The following is an 18,442-nucleotide window of genomic DNA, read 5'->3' as shown; positions in this document are numbered from 1 at the left end:
GCGGGGTGACGGTACGGTGATCGCCGGTCTCGTGGGCGGCATCGTGGCTGCCCTCCTCCCCGACCCGAGTGCCATGAGCTGCGCGTGCGGCGGGCGTGGGCGTCGGTCGCGGAGGTGGCCTGCGAGGCCTGCGTGCCGGGTGACCGTCCGTACTGCCGCGACGATGCCCTGGTCTCCCTTTCGGTTTCCCCGTCGGGGACCGCGCATTCGTCCCCGACGGAAGTCACCTCCGCGCACCGCCGGGCCCTCCCCGCCGGCGCCTCGCCCCGGTCCTGGTCCGCGACCACGCCGCTACGGCCCCCGGGGACGCCCGTACGGGGGCCGGAGGCGGTGGGGCCGAGGCGGCATGGCCGGGAGACGTTCGGGTCGCTAGCCTTCCCGGGGTGATGCGCGGGTGCACAGCGTGGTGCGGCCGCTCCGATCCGCAATCCCCTGCGAAGGTGGAACGTGTGAAGGCTATCCGTCGGTTCACCGTGCGCCCCGTCCTCCCGGAGACCCTGCTGCCGCTCACCGACCTCGCGCGCAACCTGCGCTGGTCGTGGCATGCCGAGACCCGCGAACTCTTCCAATCCGTCGACCCCGAGGGCTGGCAGGCCGCCGGCGGCGACCCCGTCCGGCTGCTCGGCGCCGTCTCAGCGGCCCGGCTCGCGGAACTGGCGGCCGACCGCCGGTTCCTGCGGCGCCTCGCCGTCGCCGCCGCCGACCTCGACGACTACGTCAACGGCGGGAGGTGGTACCAGGGGCAGGAGGCCGCGGGCGGTCTGCCCGCCGGGATCGCCTACTTCTCCCCCGAGTTCGGGATCACCGCCGCCCTGCCCCAGTACTCCGGCGGCCTCGGCATCCTCGCCGGGGACCACCTCAAGGCCGCCAGTGACCTCGGCGTCCCGCTCATCGGCGTGGGACTGCTCTACCGCCACGGCTACTTCCGCCAGTCCCTCTCCCGCGACGGCTGGCAGCAGGAGCACTACCCCGTACTCGACCCCAACGAGCTCCCCCTCGACCTGCTGCGCCAGGAGGACGGCGCCCCGGCCCGGGTCTCGCTGACCCTCCCCGGCGGCCGCGCCCTGCACGCGCACATCTGGCAGGCCCGAGTCGGCCGCGTACCGCTGCTGCTCCTCGACTCCGACGTCGAGGACAACGACGTGGCGGCCCGCGAGGTGACCGACCGGCTCTACGGCGGCGGCAGCGACCACCGCCTGCTCCAGGAGATGCTGCTCGGCATCGGCGGCGTGCGCGCGGTGCGCGCCTACTGCGCGATCAGCGGCCACCCCGACCCCGAGGTCTTCCACACCAACGAGGGCCACGCGGGCTTCCTCGGGCTCGAACGCATAAGGGAACTGGAGCGCGAGCAGGGCCTCGGCTTCGACGCCGCCGTCGAGGCGGTGCGCGCCGGGACGGTGTTCACCACCCACACCCCCGTCCCCGCGGGCATCGACCGCTTCGAGCGGGGCCTGGTCGCCCGGCACTTCGGGGACGGCGGGGAACTGCCCGGCGTACCCGTCGAGCGGATCCTGGAACTGGGCGCCGAGTCGTACCCCGGCGGCGACCCCGGGGTGTTCAACATGGCGGTCATGGGGCTGCGCCTGGCCCAGCGGGCCAACGGGGTGTCCACCCTGCACGGCGCGGTCAGCCGGGGGATGTTCGCCGGCCTGTGGCCCGGATTCGACCCGGCCGACGTCCCCATCACCTCGGTCACGAACGGGGTGCACGCCCCGACCTGGGTGGCCCCCGAGGTGGTCCGCCTCGGTGCCCGCCAGATCGGCGCCGGCCGCACGGAGGACGCCCTGTCCGTCGGCGGCTCGGCCCGCTGGGACGCCGTCGCCGACATCCCCGACCAGGACGTGTGGGACCTCCGCCGGGTGCTGCGCGAACAGCTGGTCCAGGAGGTGCGCGACCGGCTGCGGGCCTCCTGGCTCCAGCGCGGTGCGGCCGAGGCCGAGCTGGGCTGGGTGGACTCCGTGCTCGACCCGGACGTGCTCACCATCGGCTTCGCCCGGCGCGTGCCCTCGTACAAGCGCCTGACGCTGATGCTGCGCGACCCGGACCGGCTGCGCAGGCTGCTGCTGGACCCGGACCGGCCCGTGCAGATCGTCGTCGCGGGCAAGGCGCACCCGGCCGACGACGGCGGGAAGCGCCTGGTCCAGGATCTGGTGCGGTTCTCCGACGACCCGCGGGTGCGCCACCGGATCGTGTTCCTGCCCGACTACGGCATGGCCATGGCGCAGAAGCTCTACCCGGGCTGCGACGTGTGGCTCAACAACCCGCTCCGGCCGCTGGAGGCCTGCGGCACGAGCGGGATGAAGGCCGCGCTGAACGGCTGCCTCAACCTGTCCGTCCTGGACGGCTGGTGGGACGAGTGGTTCGAGCCGGACTTCGGCTGGGCCATCCCGACCGCCGACGGCCTCGGCGCGGACGAGGACCGGCGCGACCACCTGGAGGCCAATGCCCTCTACGACTTGATCGAGGGCCGGGTCGCGCCCCGGTTCTACGACAGGGTCGGGCGCGGCGGGCTCCCGGTGCGCTGGATCGAGATGGTCCGCCGCACGCTGGTCTCGCTCGGGCCGAAGGTGCTGGCGGGCCGGATGGTACGGGAGTACGTGGAGCGGCTGTACGCGCCGGCCGCGCTCGCCCACCGGGCGCTGACCCCGGACGCGGCGCGGGACCTCGCCTGGTGGAAGGGGCGGGCCCGGGCGGCCTGGCCGCGGGTGGCCGTCGAGCACGTGGAGGCCGTGGCCGCGGCCCCCGTGAACGGGACCGCCGAACTCGGCGCCACGCTCACCCTGCGCGTGCGGGTGGCGCTGGACGCGCTGACGCCCGAGGACGTGGAGGTGCAGGCCGTCGCCGGGCGGGTGGACCCGCAGGACGTGATCCGAGACGGGCGCGCCTTCCCGCTCAAGCCGGCCGGTGGCCCCGACCTGGACGGCCGCTGGGTGTACGAGGGCCCGCTCGCCCTCGACCGTACGGGGCCCTTCGGCTACACCGTGCGGATCCTGCCCACGCACCCGCTGCTGGCCGTCCCGGCCGAACTGGGCCTGGTCGCCGGACCGGTGGACACCGACGCGGGGGGTGGCGTACTGCTGCGCTGACCCGGCCCCGCCGGCTCCCCCGGGGGGCCGGCGGGTTCAGGGGGCGGGCGGCGGGTCGACCAGCCGCCCGTCCTCCACGAGCATCCCGGCCCGCTTGATGGTGCGCAGGGTCGGGATCAGCTCGACCTGCTGGATGCCGGGCACCGCGCCGATCCGCTCCGTGAGGTACGTGTAGAGGGCGTCGGTGTCCCGGCACACCACCACCGCCATCAGGGAGGCGGCCCCGGTCACCGCCGCCGCGAATGGCACCTCCGGATGGCCGCCGATCGCGGCCCCCACTTCCGCCAGCCGGGCCGGCGGGACCGTCAGGACCAGGGTGGCCTCCGCCTCGTAGCCGAGGTGCGCCGGGACGATCTCCACGTCGAAGAAGACCGCCCCCGCCTCCCGCAGCCGCTCCAGCCGGCGGCGGGCGGTGGACTCCGAGAGGCCGGTGGCGCGGGCCAGCTCCGGATATCCGGCGCGGCCGTCCTGGCCGAGCACCGACAGCAGGGCGAGTTCCGTCTCGTCCAGGGCGTACCGCTCCGGGCCGGGCTCCACCGGCGGCCGCTCCAGGGCGGCGATCTGGTCCGGGCGCAGTACGTCCAGGCCGGCCCACGCCTCCGGCCCGCCGAAGAACTTCCGCAGGATGGTGTGGGCGGCGATGCCGGTCACCCGGCGGGTGCGCGGCAGCTTCTCCAGCAGCAGGGTGTCCCGTTCCTGGCGGGTGCGCGCGCGGGTCATGCACTGGATCTCCGTACCGCCCGAGTTCAGGGTCACCCACGCGATGTCCGGGCGGCGGGCCAGGGCCTCCGCCACCGGGAGCGCCGCGTCCGGGGCGCACTGGACGCGCAGCCAGGACTCGAACAGGCCGACCCGGCGGCCCAGCGGCAGGGCGACCACGCGCACCAGGCCGGTCGTGCGCAGCCTGCGGTAGCGGCGCACGACGGTCTGGTCGGAGACCTCCAGAACCTCCGCGAGCCGCGCGAAGGAGGCCCGGCCGTCGAGCGTCAGGGCCTGGACGAGGGCGCGGTCGAGCGCGTCCAGCGGGCCGCCGTGCGGGGCCGGAGGCGGGGTCGGGGCCGACGTCGAATGCATGGTTTCCATCATTCCAGACGCCCCGGCCACCGGAATCCGGCAGTGGAAGCGTGCTGGTTGAGGGGCGTGGCCGGTGCGCTGAGACCTTGAGGGGGTCGCCGGACCGATCCGAGGCCCGCCGCCACCCCCACACCCCCCGCCGCGGCCGCGCGCACGGCGCCGAAGGTCCCGGCCGCCAGGGCAGCAGGTCCCGTGGCGGCCGGGGCGAATGGGACAGGGCCGCCCGGGGAGGTTTCCTCCCGGGCGGCCCCGTGTCTAACGGTTCGGCTCGCGCCGTTCAGCTCGTGGTGTCCGGCCCCGGAGGGGTCAGAAGGTGAGCTTCCAGCTGTCGATCTTGCCGACGTCCGCGCTGGCCAGGTCGGCGACCCGCAGCTTCCAGACACCGCTGGCGACCTCGGAGGAGGCGTTCACGGTGAAGGACTGGACGATGTTGTCCGCGCTGCCGCCGGTGCGGTTGCGCAGGTTGTAGAGGGTGCCGTCCGGGGCGACGAGGTCGACCTTCAGGTCACCGACGTAGGTGTGCAGGATGTTCACGTCCACCTTGAGCGTGCTCGGGGCGTTGCCCGTGCGGTTCACGGTGATCGGGGACTCGACCGTCGCGTTGTCGGCGATGGCGTAGTCGGTCGTGTTCTCGAAGACGCTCGGCTGGCTGGTTCCGACGGTCCAGGTGAAGGACGCCGTACCCGTCTTGCTCGCCGAGTCGGTCACCGTGACGGTCACGTTGGACGTGCCCGCGGTGGTGGCCGTGCCCGAGATCAGGCCGGTGGAGGAGTTGATCGACAGACCGGCCGGCAGGCCGCTCGCCGCGTAGCTCAGCGCGCCCGGGTTGGTGCTGGTGGCCTGGACCTGCAGGCTCGCCGCGCCACCCACCTGGGTGTTCTGGTTGGCGATCGGGCTGACGGTGACGCCGGAGACGATCCGGGGACCGACGTTGACGCCGGCCCAGGCGTTGGCCACGTTGTTGTAGATGGTCGAGCCCTGGCCGTACAGGTCGGCCGCGGCCTTCAGGGTCTGGACGCGGGCGTCCGCGTAGTTGGTGTTCGACTTGAAGTAGCCGACCGTCAGGGCGCGGAACCAGATCTTCGAGGCGGCGTCCCGGCCGATCGCGGTGACCGGCAGGCCGTCGGAGGTCGGCGAGTCGTAGCTCACGCCGTTGACGACCTTGGCGCCCGAGCCCTCGGAGGCCAGGTAGTACCAGTGGTTCGCCGGACCCGAGGAGTAGTGGACGTCGATGGAGCCGATGCCCGAGTACCACGCGTCCTTGGACGAGCCATCCTTGCTCGGCTTGTCCATGTAGCGCAGCGGGGTGCCGTTGCCGCGGATGTCGATCTTCTCGCCGACGTTGTAGTCGCCGAGGTCCTGCGGGTTGTTGGCGTAGAACTCGACGGCCGCCGCCATGATGTCGGAGGTCGCCTCGTTGAGGCCGCCGGGCTCGCCGCTGTAGGTCATGTTGCCGGTGACCGAGGTCAGCCCGTGCGTCATCTCGTGCGCGGCCACGTCGGTGGAGGTGAGCGGCTTGGCGTTGCCGTCACCGTCGCCGTACGTCATGCAGAAGCAGGAGTCCTGCCAGAAGGCGTTCACGTAGTTGTTGCCGTAGTGGACCCGGGTGTACGGGGCCACGCCGTCGTTGCGCAGGCCGTTGCGGCCGTGCACGTTCTTGAAGTAGTCCCACGTCACCGCGGCGCCGTAGTGGGCGTCGGCGGCGGCCGTCTCCAGGTTGGCCGGCAGCCCGTTGCCCCAGACGTCGTCCGGGCCGGAGAAGAGCGTGCCGGTGCCCGAGGAGCCCCGGTTGAGGTTGTACGTCTTGTGGTTGCCGCGGGCCGCGTCGGTCAGGTTGTACGTGCTGCCCGACTGCGTGGTCCCGAGCGTCACCTGGCCGCTGTACATGGTGTTTCCGGTGCCGGTCTCGACGGCCTGCCACTCGGTGATCTTGGCGCCGGTCCTGGCGTTGGTCACCACGTGCAGCTCGTTCGGCGTCCCGTCGTGCTGGAGGCCGCCGACGACCGTCTCGAAGGCGAGGACCGGAACGCCCTCGGCCGCCCAGATCACCTTGCGGGCGCCCTTGGAGGCCTTGGCCTCCTTGGAGCCCTCGGCGTTGGCGGCGGCGACCGCCTGGCCCTCGGCGGCGGCCGGGGTGACCGTGGCGGTGGTGTCCGCGACCTTGATCTCGTGGTTGGTCGCCTTGGTCACGCTCTGGGTGACGCCGCCCTTGGCGTGGACGGTGAGGTCACCGCCGAGCACCGGAAGGCCGTCGTAGGTGCGCTCGTACGAGGTGTGCGTGGTTCCGTCCGCGTCCTTGACGACGTCGCGGACGACCAGCTTCTCGCCGCTGCCGAGGCCGAGGGCCCTGGCGGCCTGCGCGGTGGTGGAGTTGGCCTCGGCGAGGAGCGTCGCACGCTCCGAAGCGCTGAGTTTGACGTTCGCCGCGCCCGGGTTGGGCTGGGCGGCCGTACGTGCCTGCGACGCGGTGGCGTCGGCGGTGGCGGTGCCGGTCTGTATACCGACGGCGAGCAGGGCTGCCGCGGCTACGAGCGCGCCGGCCGCTGTGGCACGCCTCTGGGGGGTGGACCTCAACGCAGACTCCTTCTGCAAGGGGGGTTCCGGACGGCTGGGTGGGCCTCCGGGCAGATCAGGGCTGGTGCGATGAACGGTCGAAGAGTGTCACTTACAGGACGTGATGTCAGGGCCGCGTCAAAAGGTTGGCTGGAAACGGTTCGTTGTCCGAAGTGACGTATCCGGTATCCGGACCATTCACCTTCGTGTGCCGTGAAAAGCGTCCGGCATTCGGAACGGTTGGTGCCGGTTGCTCACACTTGGACAACAAGAGGTCTCGTTGACGCAAACGGCATTTACCGTACGGGCGTTTGTCGTACTGTTTCCCGGTGCGGCAGATGTCCGTTGCCAGGGGAAGCCATGGACAGCCGTCACTGTCATAGACCACGTGCCAGGGGGGCCCATGAGGCATGTCCATTTTCCTGCGCAAAGAGTGGCCAGGACGGCCCAGGAGTCCGCTGCGCCCGTACGGCGGCTCGGTGACAAGGCCCGCTGGTACCTGCCCGCAGCAGTCTCCGCCGACGTCCTGGGCGCGGCGGTTCCCGTAGGACTCGTCTTCGCGGCCGCCGGGCAGGTCAGGCCGCTCTACTGCGCCCTCGGCGCCGCGCTCGCCTGGACCGGGGTACAGGCGTTGCGCCGCCGCTACACCGTCCGTTCGCTCGGAGAATCGCGCGGGGTCCTGCCGGTCGTACACGACTGGCTGATTCTCATCGGCGTCCTCGCCGTGGCACGCGTGGTGACCGAGGAGGACACCCCCAGGCTGTCCGCCCTCGGGGCCCTGCTGCCCGCGCTGCTCATCACCGTCGCCTGCCACAAACTGACCTACCACCACCTCTCCGCCGCCCGCCGCGAGGCCCAGGCCGTCAGCCGGGTCCTCGTGGTGGGGGAGCCCGACGCGGCCGAGGACGTCATCGCCCACCTCGCCGCGCGCACCGACCACCCGTACGTCGTCGTCGGCATGGTCCCGGTCGGCGCCGGCGACCTCGCCAGCGGAGTCCCGGTCGCCGCCCGCCTCGGCGAGACGATGCCGCAGGCCTCCCGCGGGGACTCCTCCGCCGTGCTCGGCGCCGTCCGCAGCCACCACGCCGACCTGGTGCTCGTCGCCCCCGGAGCGCGCTTCGCGGGGGAGCGGCTGCGCCGCGTGGCCTGGGCCCTGCACGACGCGGGCCTGGAACTCGCGGTCTTCCCCGGCCTGGTGGAGGTCTCCGTCAAGCGGCTGGAGACCCTGTCCGCCGGCGGGCTGGCCATGCTGCGGGTCGTCCCGCCGGTCAGCAGGGGCGTGCAGACCGTCCTCAAGTCCGCCCTGGACCGGGCCGGCGCCGCGGTCGGGCTGCTGCTGCTCTCCCCGTTCTTCCTGGGGATCATCCTGTCGATTCGCGTCGGCTCGCGCGGCCCGGCCTTCTACCGCCAGCGGCGCATCGGCCGCGACGGCGCCCCGTTCGTCATGTGGAAGTTCCGCACGATGGTCGTGGACGCCGATGCGCGCAAGGCCGACCTGGCCGGGTCGAACGAGAACGACGGCCTGATGTTCAAGATGCGCCGCGACCCGCGGGTCACCCGCGTCGGACGGCTGCTGCGCCGCACCTCCATGGACGAACTGCCCCAGCTGCTCAACGTGCTCACCGGCCACATGTCGCTGGTCGGCCCGCGCCCGCCGCTGCCGGAGGAGGTGGCCAAGTACGATGACGTCGAACTGCGCCGGCTCAGCGTGCGGCCCGGGATGACCGGGTTGTGGCAGATCAGTGGCAGGTCTGATCTGTCCTGGGATGAAACGATTCAGCTTGACCTGCAGTACGTCGACAACTGGTCCTTCACCAGTGACGTCGACGTCATGGGCCGCACGCTCCGCGCCGTTGTCGACGGTCGCGGGGCGTACTGAGGGGCCGATGCCTTGAGATCAGCCCTGCTCGCGCCACCACCGGTAGGTGGCGGCGATGCCGTCCCGCAGCGGGATGCCGGGCTTCCAGCCGAGCGAGGTCAGACGGGACACGTCCAGCAGCTTGCGCGGCGTCCCGTCCGGCTTGGACGTGTCCCAGGCCAGGCGGCCCTGGAAGCCGGTCACCCCGGCGACCGTCTCGGCGAGCTCCTTGATGGTCAGGTCCTCGCCGCAGCCGATGTTGACCGGCTCGTCCCCGTCGTAGCCGTTCAGCAGCACCGCGCAGGCGGCGGCCAGGTCGTCGACGTGCAGGAACTCCCGGCGGGGGGTGCCGGAGCCCCACAGGGTGACCTCGTCGCGGCCCTCGGCCGCGGCCTCGTGGAAACGCCGGACGAGGGCCGGCAGGACGTGCGAGGTCTCCAGGTCGAAGTTGTCGCCCGGCCCGTAGAGGTTCGTCGGCATGGCCGAGATGAACGAGGCCCCGTACTGCTTGCGGTACGACTGGACCTGGATGATGCCGGCGATCTTCGCGAGGGCGTACGCCTCGTTGGTCGGCTCCAGCGGGCCGGTCAGCAGGGCGTCCTCGCTGATCGGCTGCGGGGCCAGCTTCGGGTAGATGCAGGAGGACCCGAGGAACAGCAGGCGGTTCACCCCGGCGGCGTGCGCCCCGGCGATGACGCTGAGCTGGATCTTGAGGTTGTCCTCCAGGAACTGCACCGGATACGTGCTGTTGGCCATGATGCCGCCCACCTTGGCGGCGGCCAGCACGACGGCGTCCGGACGGACGTCCTTCAGGTGCGCCCCGGTCGCGGCGGCGTCCCGCAGGTCCAGGTCGGCGCGACCCCGGGTGAGTACCTCGTGGCCGTCGGCTGTCAGGCGGCGGGCGACCGCGGAGCCCACGAGGCCGCGGTGGCCCGCGACGAAGACGCGGGCGTTCGGGGGCAGGAGCGGCAGCGAACTTGTCATACCGCCGATGATGCCAGTCCGCCCCCGCCCGGCTCCGCCCGGTCCACGTCCGGGCCCCCGCCCGCCGCGGGCTCCAATCCACTGCAAAGCCAGCCGGAACGGGCGTGTACGGTACCCATCCAGCCCCCGGGCGGCGGCCTGTACGCGCGGCGCGCCCCCTGCCGGGGCGGCCCGCCGCACACGCCCCGAGGCGCAGCCTCACCACGACGAACAGCACCGACCACCACCAAGGGGAACCCATGGGCAAGACCGCACTGATCACCGGCGTCACCGGGCAGGACGGCTCGTACCTCGCTGAGCTCCTGCTTTCCAAGGGCTACACGGTGCACGGGCTCGTGCGGCGCTCCTCCAGCTTCAACACGGAGCGGATCGACCACATCTACCAGGACCCCCAGACCGCCAACCGGTCCTTCGTCCTGCACCACGCGGACCTCTCCGACGGCGTCGCCCTGGTGAACCTGCTGCGCGAGATACAGCCCGACGAGGTCTACAACCTGGGCGCCCAGTCCCACGTCCGCGTCTCCTTCGACGCCCCCCTCTACACGGGCGACGTCACCGGCCTCGGCGCGCTGCGGCTGCTGGAGGCGATCCGGGCCAGCGGGATCGACACCCGCATCTACCAGGCCTCGTCCTCCGAGATGTTCGGCGCCACCCCGCCCCCGCAGAACGAGGGCACGCCGTTCCACCCGCGCAGCCCGTATGGCGCCGCCAAGGTCTTCGCGTACTGGACCACGGTGAACTACCGCGAGGCCTACGGCATGTTCGCCGTCAACGGGATCCTCTTCAACCACGAGTCCCCGCGCCGCGGCGAGACCTTCGTGACCCGCAAGATCACCCGGGCCGTCGCCCGGATCAAGGCCGGACTCCAGGAGAAGCTCTACCTCGGCAACCTCGACGCCGTCCGCGACTGGGGCTACGCCCCGGAGTACGTGGACGCCATGTGGCGGATGCTCCAGCAGGACGAGGCCACCGACTACGTCGTCGCCACCGGCGTGGCCGCCTCCGTCCGCGAGTTCGTCGAGGCCTCCTTCGCCCACGCCGGCCTCGACTGGAACGAGCACGTGCGCTACGACCCCAAGTACGAGCGCCCCAGCGAGGTCGACGCCCTCATCGGCGACGCCTCCAAGGCCAACGAGCTGCTCGGCTGGAAGCCGACGGTCCTGGTCGCGGAACTGGCCAAGATCATGGTCGACGCCGACGTCCGCCAAGTCGAGGACCAGCTGGCGGGCGTGACGGTCCGCATCGACCGCTGAAGGCTTGCGCTTCCCCTACGATTTGCCGTGTTCCGGTCACGTGCGCCGCTCTGTGCGAGCGTGACCGGGGCAAACCTGCCGTATGTCCGTAGTGCGCCCTCCGTACTGAACCCGGTTGATTCCAAGTTGGTATGCAATGGGTCAAGGGAGGTGACCGGGCCCTTGCGTGAGCCCTAGTCTGCGCCCAGTACATATGGCTGTTCGGATAGTTTCAGCCATCAAACCGGGCGATTGCCCTGGGGGGCTCATGCGTAGATCCAGAGGGCTGACTGCTGCCCTCGTCCTGTCACTGGCCGGTGCCGGCACCGGCATAGGCCTGGTGCTGATGCCTCAGGCGTCCGCCATCACACAGCCGGTGGCATTCACCGCCGACAACCTGCCGACCTGGCAGACGAACGGCGTCGTCTGGGCGATGGCCCAGACCAACGGCACCGTCTTCGCCGGCGGAACCTTCTCCGCCGTCCGCCCGCCCGAGGGCGCGTCGAGCGGCACCGAGCAGGACGCCGTGAACTTCGTCGCGCTCGACGCCGCGACGGGCAACCCCACCTCCTGCAAGCTCTCCTTCACCATCGGCGAGGGCAGCGCGACCGTGCGCTCGCTGGTCGTCTCGAAGGACGAGAAGACCCTGTACGCGGGCGGCTACTTCGGCGCCGTCAACGGCACCCCGGTCTCCAGCGTCGCCGCGATCGACATCGCGACCTGCACCCCCAAGGCCTCGTTCCACCCGGGCTTCACCGCCACCGTGCGCGCCCTCGCCCTCACGGACGACACCCTGTACGCGGCCGGCGACTTCTTCACCGTCGAGGGCGAGACCCGCGAGCGGTTCGCCGCCGTCGACGCCGGCTCCGGCGCGCTGAAGGCCTTCAAGGCCGACGCGGACGAGCCCGGCCGCGCGGTCGAGGTCACCCCGGACGGCAAGAACGTGCTGCTGGGCGGCGACTTCTTCTCCGTCAACGGGTCCAACACGCACGCCCTGGCCGTGGTCAACTCCACCACCGGCGCGGTGACCAAGACCTACACCAACATCCCGTCGAACTCGGTCGTCAAGGACATCTCCACCGACGCCACCGGCTTCTACACGGGCAACGAGGGCTCCGGCGGCGGCGTCTTCGACGGCCGCATCGGCCTGAAGCTGAGCGACTTCACCGAGAAGTGGCGCGACCGCTGCCTCGGCGCGACCCAGTTCGTGCTGCCCTACGAGGGAGTGCTCTACAGCTCCTCGCACGCGCACAACTGCTCCACCGAGCTGGAGTTCCCCGACGGCAAGCGGCACTTCCTGCTGGCCCAGCCGACCAACCACGAAGGTGCCGCCCCCGCGCCCGTGGACGGCTTCGTGCGCGGCCCGGCGAAGCTCGGCTGGCACCCCACGGCCAACGACGGCATGGAGCTGACCGAGGGCATCGGCCCGCGCGTCATGGCCGTGTCCGAGAAGAACGACGTCAAGTACATGTGGGTCGGCGGTGAGTTCACCCTCATCAACGGCAAGCCGCAGTGGGGCCTGACCCGCTTCGCCTCCACCGGCGACGTCGGAGCGCCCACGACCCCGGTCGCCAGCGCCGCCAGCGTCAAGCCCGGCGAGGCCCAGGTCCGCTGGCGCACCAGCTACGACGCGGACGACAGCAAGCTGACGTACCGCGTCTACCGCAACGGCTCGGCCTCCCCGATCCACACCATGACCGCCGACTCCCTGGAGTGGCAGCGTCCCCAGGCCTCCTGGAACGACACCACGGTCAAGGCCGGCCAGTCCTACACCTACCGCGTGACCGCGACCGACGCCGCCGGCAACACCAGCGCGCTGTCGGCCACCGCCTCGGTGACGGTCCCGGTCTCGGTGCAGTCGTACCCGAACCAGGTCCGCGCGGACGGCGCCCAGCTGTACTGGCGCTTCGACGACACCGTCAGCCCGTACGTCGCCGATTCCTCGAACGGCGGCAACACCAGCGGCGTCCAGCTGAACGCCCCGGCCCTGCGCCAGACCCCCGGCGCCGTCACCGGCGCCAGCACGGCGATGGGCTTCAACGGCACCAGCCAGCAGGTCTACAGCGACCACCGCCAGACGGTCGGCAGCACCTACTCCATCGAGACCTGGTTCAAGACGAACTCCTCTCGCGGCGGCAAGCTGATCGGCTTCGGCAACAACACCGAGCGCAGCAGCGGCTCGAACGACAAGCACATCTACATGACCAACACCGGTCGCCTGGTGTTCGGCGTCTACAACGGCTCGACCAGGACCATCTCCACCGGTCTGTTCGACACGTTCAACGACAACAAGTGGCACCACGTGGTCGGCACCCAGGGCCCCGGCGGCCTGACGCTGTACGTCGACGGCCAGAACAAGGGCACGCTGAACGCCACCAGCACGCAGGACTACGCGGGCTACTGGCACGTCGGCGGCGACAACCTCTCCGGCTGGCCGACCCGTCCGACGAGCAACTTCTTCACCGGACAGCTCGACGAGGCCGCCGTCTACCCGACGGCGCTCAGCCAGGCCCAGGTCAAGAACCACTTCAACCTGGCCAAGGCCCCGTCCGACACGGTCTCCACGGTCACCGCGACCGAGGACACCTACATCAACCAGGGCGCGCCGAGCACCGCCTACGGCACGGCCAACTCGCTCGCGGTGCGCGGCACCTCGGCGTACGAGTCCTACCTGCGCTTCGACCTCCCGGCCGCCCCGGCCGGGCAGGCCCTGAAGTCGGTCTCGCTCCAGGTCAAGACCACCACGCAGGCGGGCGCCGGCACCGCCGACACCGTGTCCGTGGTCCCGGTCACCGGCACCTGGAGCGGAGCGGGCACCACGTTCAACACCAAGCCCACCCTCGGCACCACCCCGCTCGGCACCATCGCGGGCGTGCCGGACGGCTCGGCCGTGCACGGCGTGGAGCTGGACACCGCCGAGGTCTCCGCGGTCCTGGGCAGCAGCTACAGCCTGGGCCTGAAGAGCACGGGCACCGACCCGCTGTGGCTCTGGTCCTCGGAGGCGACCGCGGCGGACGGCGCTCCGCGGCTGGTCCTCACCTTCGGCCCGAAGTAACCGTCGTCTTCGGCCCGAAGTAACCGTCTGACGGCGTGCGGGGTCCGGCCTCTTCCCGGCCGGGCCCCCCACGCCTGTCCCACCCAGTAAGTACGGGAGCCATCCGATGTACCGACGCTCCGCAGCGGCTGCTGTTCTGCTGGCCGCCGCCCTCACGCTGACCGCCTGTAGTTCGGGCGGCGACAAGGCCGAATCCGCCGCGGACGCCAAGGCGAAGCCGCCGGCCTCGTCGGCGATCCCGGACCCGGCGGACACCCCGGCCACGACGGACCCCTCACCCGAGGCCAAGCCGTCCGGCCCGGTCGTCCCGGACAACAAGCTGACCCCGAAGACGGGCAGCTTCACCGCGCAGGAGAAGAAGTACCTGAGCGGCCGGGTGCCGGAGAAGATGGACCCGGCGGCCGTCCTGCAGACCGGCCAGGAGTCCTGCCAGCGGGTGCAGCGCACCGCGAAGCGGGACAAGGACGCGGCGACCGGCGCCGTCATCACCGGGGAGATCGCGGGCGCGAAGGACGCGATCAACCTGCTGTGCCCGGAGCAGAAGCCGATCCTCGCGGCGGCCGAGAAGGGCTTCCCCGAAGGCCCCCGGACCTCGCCGGCGGCCGGTACCTACCGGGCGCTGACGCAGGCCCCGAACTGCACCTGGGAGGCGAAGGGCAAGGACGGGTCGATCCTGGCCTCGGGCCCCGAGACCCCGCCGAAGGCGGGCGACAAGATCACGGCGGCCATCCCGGCCGGCACCGCCGAGTTCAACTCGACGGGCTGCTACGCCTGGCTGCCCGCCTAGGGGGTGCAGCCGGAAGCCGCCGCCGCGCGGACCCGGCTCCCCGAACGCCCCTTCCCCAGCCCTTCCGGGTACGGGGGAGGGGCGTTCGCGCGTGCCGCCGCCCAACTGTCGCGCGCCCGGGGCGTTTTCGCGTACGGATCGCGGGTACCCGCGGGTCCAGAGCGAGAGACGACACCGAATTCGGAGGCGAGTCCTATGACCGGCCTGGGCGGCTGCATCGGTCTGATCGTGGTGGGGGCGATCCTCACCTTCGCGACGGACTGGGAGATGCGGAGCGTCGACCTCGATCTGGTCGGCCTGATCATGATGGCGGTGGGTGCCATCGGCCTCGCCGTGTACTCCAGCGTCCTCAAGCGGCGTCGCACCGTGGGCGCGGTGCCGGTGGTGCAGGAGCGCCGCGACGTCATCTGAGACCCGTAGGTGACCCGAGCCCCACGACGCGATGCGGGATCCCCGACGTGACCGGGATCCGCGACGTGATCCCCGCACCCCGCCGCCGTGCGGCGCGGCCGGCCGTCCCGGCGGCGGCCGGCCCGCGCGCGGTCAGCCGCGTACGGCTTCCCCGTACACCGGCAGCAGGGTGTCCAGGACGGAGTCCATCGAGAACGACCCGGCGGCCAGTTCGCGCGCGGCGGCCGACGCCGCCCGGTTCGCGGCGGGGTCCAGCAGCGACAGGACCGCCGCCGCCACGCCCTCCGGACCCGGGTCCACGGCCCGCCCCGCACCGGCCGCCGCGATGTCGCGGGCCAGGCCGTTGGAGTGGGTCACCACCGGGGGCACGCCCACGGCGAGGGCCTCCAGCACCGACATCGGGAACGGCTCGTCCACGGAGGGCAGGACGTAGACGTGCGCCCGGCGCAGCTCCCGCAGCACCTCCTGCCCGCTCAGCGCCCCCGGCACCCGCACCGTGTCCGCGAGCCCCAGCTCCGCGATCCGGCGCAGTACGGCCGCCCGCTCCCCCTCGTCCGGCCCCGCGACGACGAACTCCGCGTCCGGGTGCGCCGCCAGGACGGCCGGGACCGCGTCCACGAAGTCCACCGGCCGCTTGCGGGCCTGCAGCCGCGCCGAGTACAGGACGCGCGGCGGGCCCTCGGGAGCGGGCCGTTCCTCCTGCGCCGGAGTGCCGTTGACGAGGCGCACCGCGTTCGCCAGCGGGCCGCCGACGACCGCGTCGAGGCCCTCCCGCTCGTGCGGGGTCAGGTACAGCACCGCGGCCGCGCCGCGCAGCACCCGGCGTACGGCCAGCGCGTCCAGCACCTTGGCCAGCAGCTTCCCGCTCGGGTCCACCATGCCGTGGGTCTGCAGCACCAGCGGCCGCCCGGCCCGCAGCGCCGCCAGGGCCACGGGCAGGGTCACCAGGTCCCGCGCCAGGTGGACGTGGACCACGTCCGCGTCCCGCACCAGCCGGCCCGCCGAGGCCAGCAGGGCCGGCGAGGTCATCCCGCTGAAGCCCAGCGGCAGCAGCCGCCGCGCCGGGAACAGCTTGGCCGGGACCCCCTCGACCTCGGTCGGCCACGGGTCCCCAAAGCCCTCGCCCAGCGCGAGCAGCCGCGCCTCGTGGCCGCGGGCGCGCAGCCCCTTGGCCAGGTTCAGCGCGACCCGCACCGGCCCGCCGAAGGCGTGCGAGGGCGAGTGCAGGGTGACGGCGTGCAGGACTCTCACTTGGGCTCCTCCACCGGGCGGCGACGCCCGTCCTGGGTCTGCAGGGTCAGCTCCGGCAGATCCTTGTGCACGACGGACCCGGCACCCGCGACCGCACAGCGCCCCAGCGTCACCCCGGCCAGCACGGTCGCCCGTACCGCCACCCACGCGCCGTCCCCGACGGTGATCGGGGCGTTGCGGTAGCGGAAGCCGGCGGCCCGGTGGTCGTGCGAGCCGGTGCACAGCATCGCCTCCTGGGAGACGCACACGTGCGAACCTATGGTCACCGGCTCCAGGTTCAGCACCCAGGCGCCCTCGCCGATCCAGGTGTGGTCCCCGACGGTCAGCTTCCACGGCCACAGCACCCGCACCCGGTGCCGGATCAGCACCCCTTCGCCGATCTTCGCCCCGAAGGCCCGCAGCAGCGCCACGCGCAGCCGCGCCGGACAGAACCAGCTCATGAACAGCGTGTTCATCACGGCGAACCAGAGCGCCTGCGTCACCAGCCCGCGGCCCTTGTCGTATCCGGCCAGCGTGAAGGCAGGAAGATCGCGCAACTGAGGTCCCCTTCGTCCACCCCCGGCGGCGCCTCCCCGGGCGCCGACCGCTCAGACTAGACTGCGGCCGGACCAGGCACATCGGGTGGGGGCGCAGTGGCAACGGACATACGCAAGCCCTCCGCGGCACGCCCGGCGCCGCCCTTGGGGGACGAGGCCACATGGGGCCGGGTCACCACCCCGCGCACCCTGCTCTCCCGGGCGCTCTCCGTCCCCCTCGCCCTCGGGTTCACCGTCTTCCTGCCGCTCTTCGTCGCCGTCCAGACCGGCGACGGCCAGCGCGACGCGGCCTTCTGGCTCCAGCTGCTCCTCACCATGTACGCGGGCGCCCGGCTCTCCGCGATGGTCCTCACCAGCCGCCGCAAACTGCTCCAGGGCTCCTTCTGGCTGTTCGTCTACATGGCCATGGGCGTGGCCCCCCTCGCCCAGGCCGTCCTCGGCCGCGTCCCGACGCCCGTCGTCGGCCCGCGCTCCGACCTGACCCTCGCCATCGGCCTGGTCCTGCTCGGCTGCCTCGCCTTCGACGTCGGCGTCCTGCTCGCCCGCCACCGGCCCACCGTCCGCGCGGGCGGCCCCCGCAAGGAGGAACGGCCGGTCATGGCCCACCGGCGGCGCCTCCAGCTGCTCGCGGCCCTGTCGTTCGTGTGCAGCGCGGCGTTCGTCATGAAGCTGGGCGGCCCGGCGGTGTTCTTCTCCAGCCGCCAGGAGATCATCGCGGGCATCGAGGAAGCGGGCGTCTCCAACGGAGACGGCCAGGCCGGCCAGGCCCTGCTCCGCGGCTTCGGCACCGTCCCGGCACTGCTCGCCCTGCTGCTCTACACGCGCTGGGTGATCACCTCGAAGTTCGCCCGGCGCAAGGTCTCCATCATCGTCACCTGGGCGGCGCTGGCCGCCCTGAACCTGGTGGTCAACAACCCGATCTCGAACCCGCGTTACTGGTTCCTCACCGTCATGTTCGCGCTGCTCTTCACCGTCTTCCCGGTGAGCGCCGCGATGTACCGGGTGGCGCTGTCGATGGCCGTGGTCATCGCCCTCCTCGTCTTCCCGTTCGCGGACCGCTTCCGCTACGACGAGAAGAACTACAAGCCGGTCGAGACCACGTCGTTCCTGGAGCCGATGGCGCTCAAGGACTACGACCAGATCGGCATGTTCGCGAACACCATCACCTACTCGGAATCGGGCCCCGGCCACGCGTACGGCCGCCAGCTCGCCGGGTCGATCCTGTTCGCGGTGCCCCGCTCGGTCTGGCCCGGCAAGGCGCGCGACACGGGCGTGCTGGTCGGCCAGTGGATGGGCACGGTCAACACCAACCTCTCCTCGCCGATCTGGGCCGAGCTGTGGCTCGACTTCGGTCCGCTCGGCATGGTCGGCGGACTCCTCGGCCTGGGGTACGCCGCCGCCCGCGTCGACCGCCGCTACGCCAAGCGCGCCACCCGCCGGGCCCCGCCCGGCGCGCTGATCTCGGTGGTGGTGCCGCTGGTCGCCGGCTACTCCTTCATCCTGCTGCGCGGACCGCTGCTCCAGGCCTCGGGCCGGGTCGCCATCGCGGCGATGTGCCTCGCGCTGGTGGCCACGTACCGCGCGGACAAGGGCACGACCCTGCGCTGAAGCCGGC

The 18,442-nt window shown here is 72.1% G+C and carries 12 protein-coding genes; 7 read left to right on the top strand and 5 right to left on the bottom strand.

The window, feature by feature from the left end:
* The first annotated feature begins 449 nt into the window (after positions 1–449).
* Positions 450–3,086, top strand: a complete 2,637-nt coding sequence (gene glgP, locus OTB16_RS01490; RefSeq protein ID WP_267717761.1) for an alpha-glucan family phosphorylase — start codon at positions 450–452, stop codon at positions 3,084–3,086.
* Positions 3,087–3,122: 36 nt separating this feature from the next.
* Here glgP and OTB16_RS01485 read toward each other — a convergent pair whose 3' ends face one another.
* A complete protein-coding gene (locus OTB16_RS01485) occupies positions 3,123–4,160 on the bottom strand; it encodes an Lrp/AsnC family transcriptional regulator (RefSeq protein ID WP_267717760.1) in 1,038 nt (345 codons plus the stop codon).
* Positions 4,161–4,466: 306 nt separating this feature from the next.
* Positions 4,467–6,734: a M4 family metallopeptidase gene (locus OTB16_RS01480; RefSeq protein WP_267717759.1), complete on the bottom strand. Its 2,268-nt coding sequence runs from the start codon at positions 6,732–6,734 to the stop codon at positions 4,467–4,469.
* A 382-nt stretch (positions 6,735–7,116) separates the two neighbouring features.
* Here OTB16_RS01480 and OTB16_RS01475 point away from each other — a divergent pair, with 382 nt between their 5' ends.
* Positions 7,117–8,592, top strand: coding sequence for a sugar transferase (locus OTB16_RS01475; RefSeq protein WP_267717758.1), 1,476 nt, complete (start codon positions 7,117–7,119; stop codon positions 8,590–8,592).
* Between the two features lie 18 nt (positions 8,593–8,610).
* Here OTB16_RS01475 and OTB16_RS01470 read toward each other — a convergent pair whose 3' ends face one another.
* Positions 8,611–9,555, bottom strand: a complete 945-nt coding sequence (locus tag OTB16_RS01470; RefSeq protein WP_267717757.1) for a GDP-L-fucose synthase family protein — start codon at positions 9,553–9,555, stop codon at positions 8,611–8,613.
* A 239-nt stretch (positions 9,556–9,794) separates the two neighbouring features.
* Here OTB16_RS01470 and gmd point away from each other — a divergent pair, with 239 nt between their 5' ends.
* The 4 genes from gmd (at position 9,795) to OTB16_RS01450 (ending at position 15,040) form a co-directional block, all read left to right on the top strand.
* On the top strand, positions 9,795–10,808 hold the full coding sequence (gmd, locus tag OTB16_RS01465) for a GDP-mannose 4,6-dehydratase (RefSeq protein WP_267717756.1): 1,014 nt from the start codon (positions 9,795–9,797) through the stop codon (positions 10,806–10,808).
* 247 nt (positions 10,809–11,055) lie between these two features.
* Positions 11,056–13,842, top strand: coding sequence for a CBM96 family carbohydrate-binding protein (locus OTB16_RS01460; RefSeq protein WP_267717755.1), 2,787 nt, complete (start codon positions 11,056–11,058; stop codon positions 13,840–13,842).
* 106 nt (positions 13,843–13,948) lie between these two features.
* Positions 13,949–14,629: a hypothetical protein gene (locus OTB16_RS01455; RefSeq protein ID WP_267717754.1), complete on the top strand. Its 681-nt coding sequence runs from the start codon at positions 13,949–13,951 to the stop codon at positions 14,627–14,629.
* 195 nt (positions 14,630–14,824) lie between these two features.
* Positions 14,825–15,040 (top strand): DUF6458 family protein, encoded by a 216-nt coding sequence (locus OTB16_RS01450; protein WP_267717753.1) that lies wholly within the window; start codon positions 14,825–14,827, stop codon positions 15,038–15,040.
* A 132-nt stretch (positions 15,041–15,172) separates the two neighbouring features.
* Here OTB16_RS01450 and OTB16_RS01445 read toward each other — a convergent pair whose 3' ends face one another.
* Together OTB16_RS01445 and OTB16_RS01440 are read right to left on the bottom strand one after the other, a co-directional pair.
* Positions 15,173–16,291, bottom strand: coding sequence for a glycosyltransferase (locus tag OTB16_RS01445; RefSeq protein WP_267717752.1), 1,119 nt, complete (start codon positions 16,289–16,291; stop codon positions 15,173–15,175).
* Positions 16,288–16,827: a WcaF family extracellular polysaccharide biosynthesis acetyltransferase gene (locus OTB16_RS01440; RefSeq protein WP_267717750.1), complete on the bottom strand. Its 540-nt coding sequence runs from the start codon at positions 16,825–16,827 to the stop codon at positions 16,288–16,290. Before OTB16_RS01440 ends, OTB16_RS01445 begins: the two co-directional genes overlap by 4 nt.
* 96 nt (positions 16,828–16,923) lie before the next feature.
* Here OTB16_RS01440 and OTB16_RS01435 point away from each other — a divergent pair, with 96 nt between their 5' ends.
* Positions 16,924–18,435, top strand: coding sequence for a hypothetical protein (locus OTB16_RS01435; RefSeq protein WP_267717749.1), 1,512 nt, complete (start codon positions 16,924–16,926; stop codon positions 18,433–18,435).
* Positions 18,436–18,442: the final 7 nt, after the last annotated feature.

It is taken from the genome of Streptomyces antarcticus (genome assembly GCF_026627255.1).
Lineage (GTDB): Bacteria > Actinomycetota > Actinomycetes > Streptomycetales > Streptomycetaceae > Streptomyces > Streptomyces antarcticus.
The sequence above is the reverse complement of the archived record's forward strand: the minus strand, read 5'-3'. Positions and strand labels throughout refer to the sequence as shown.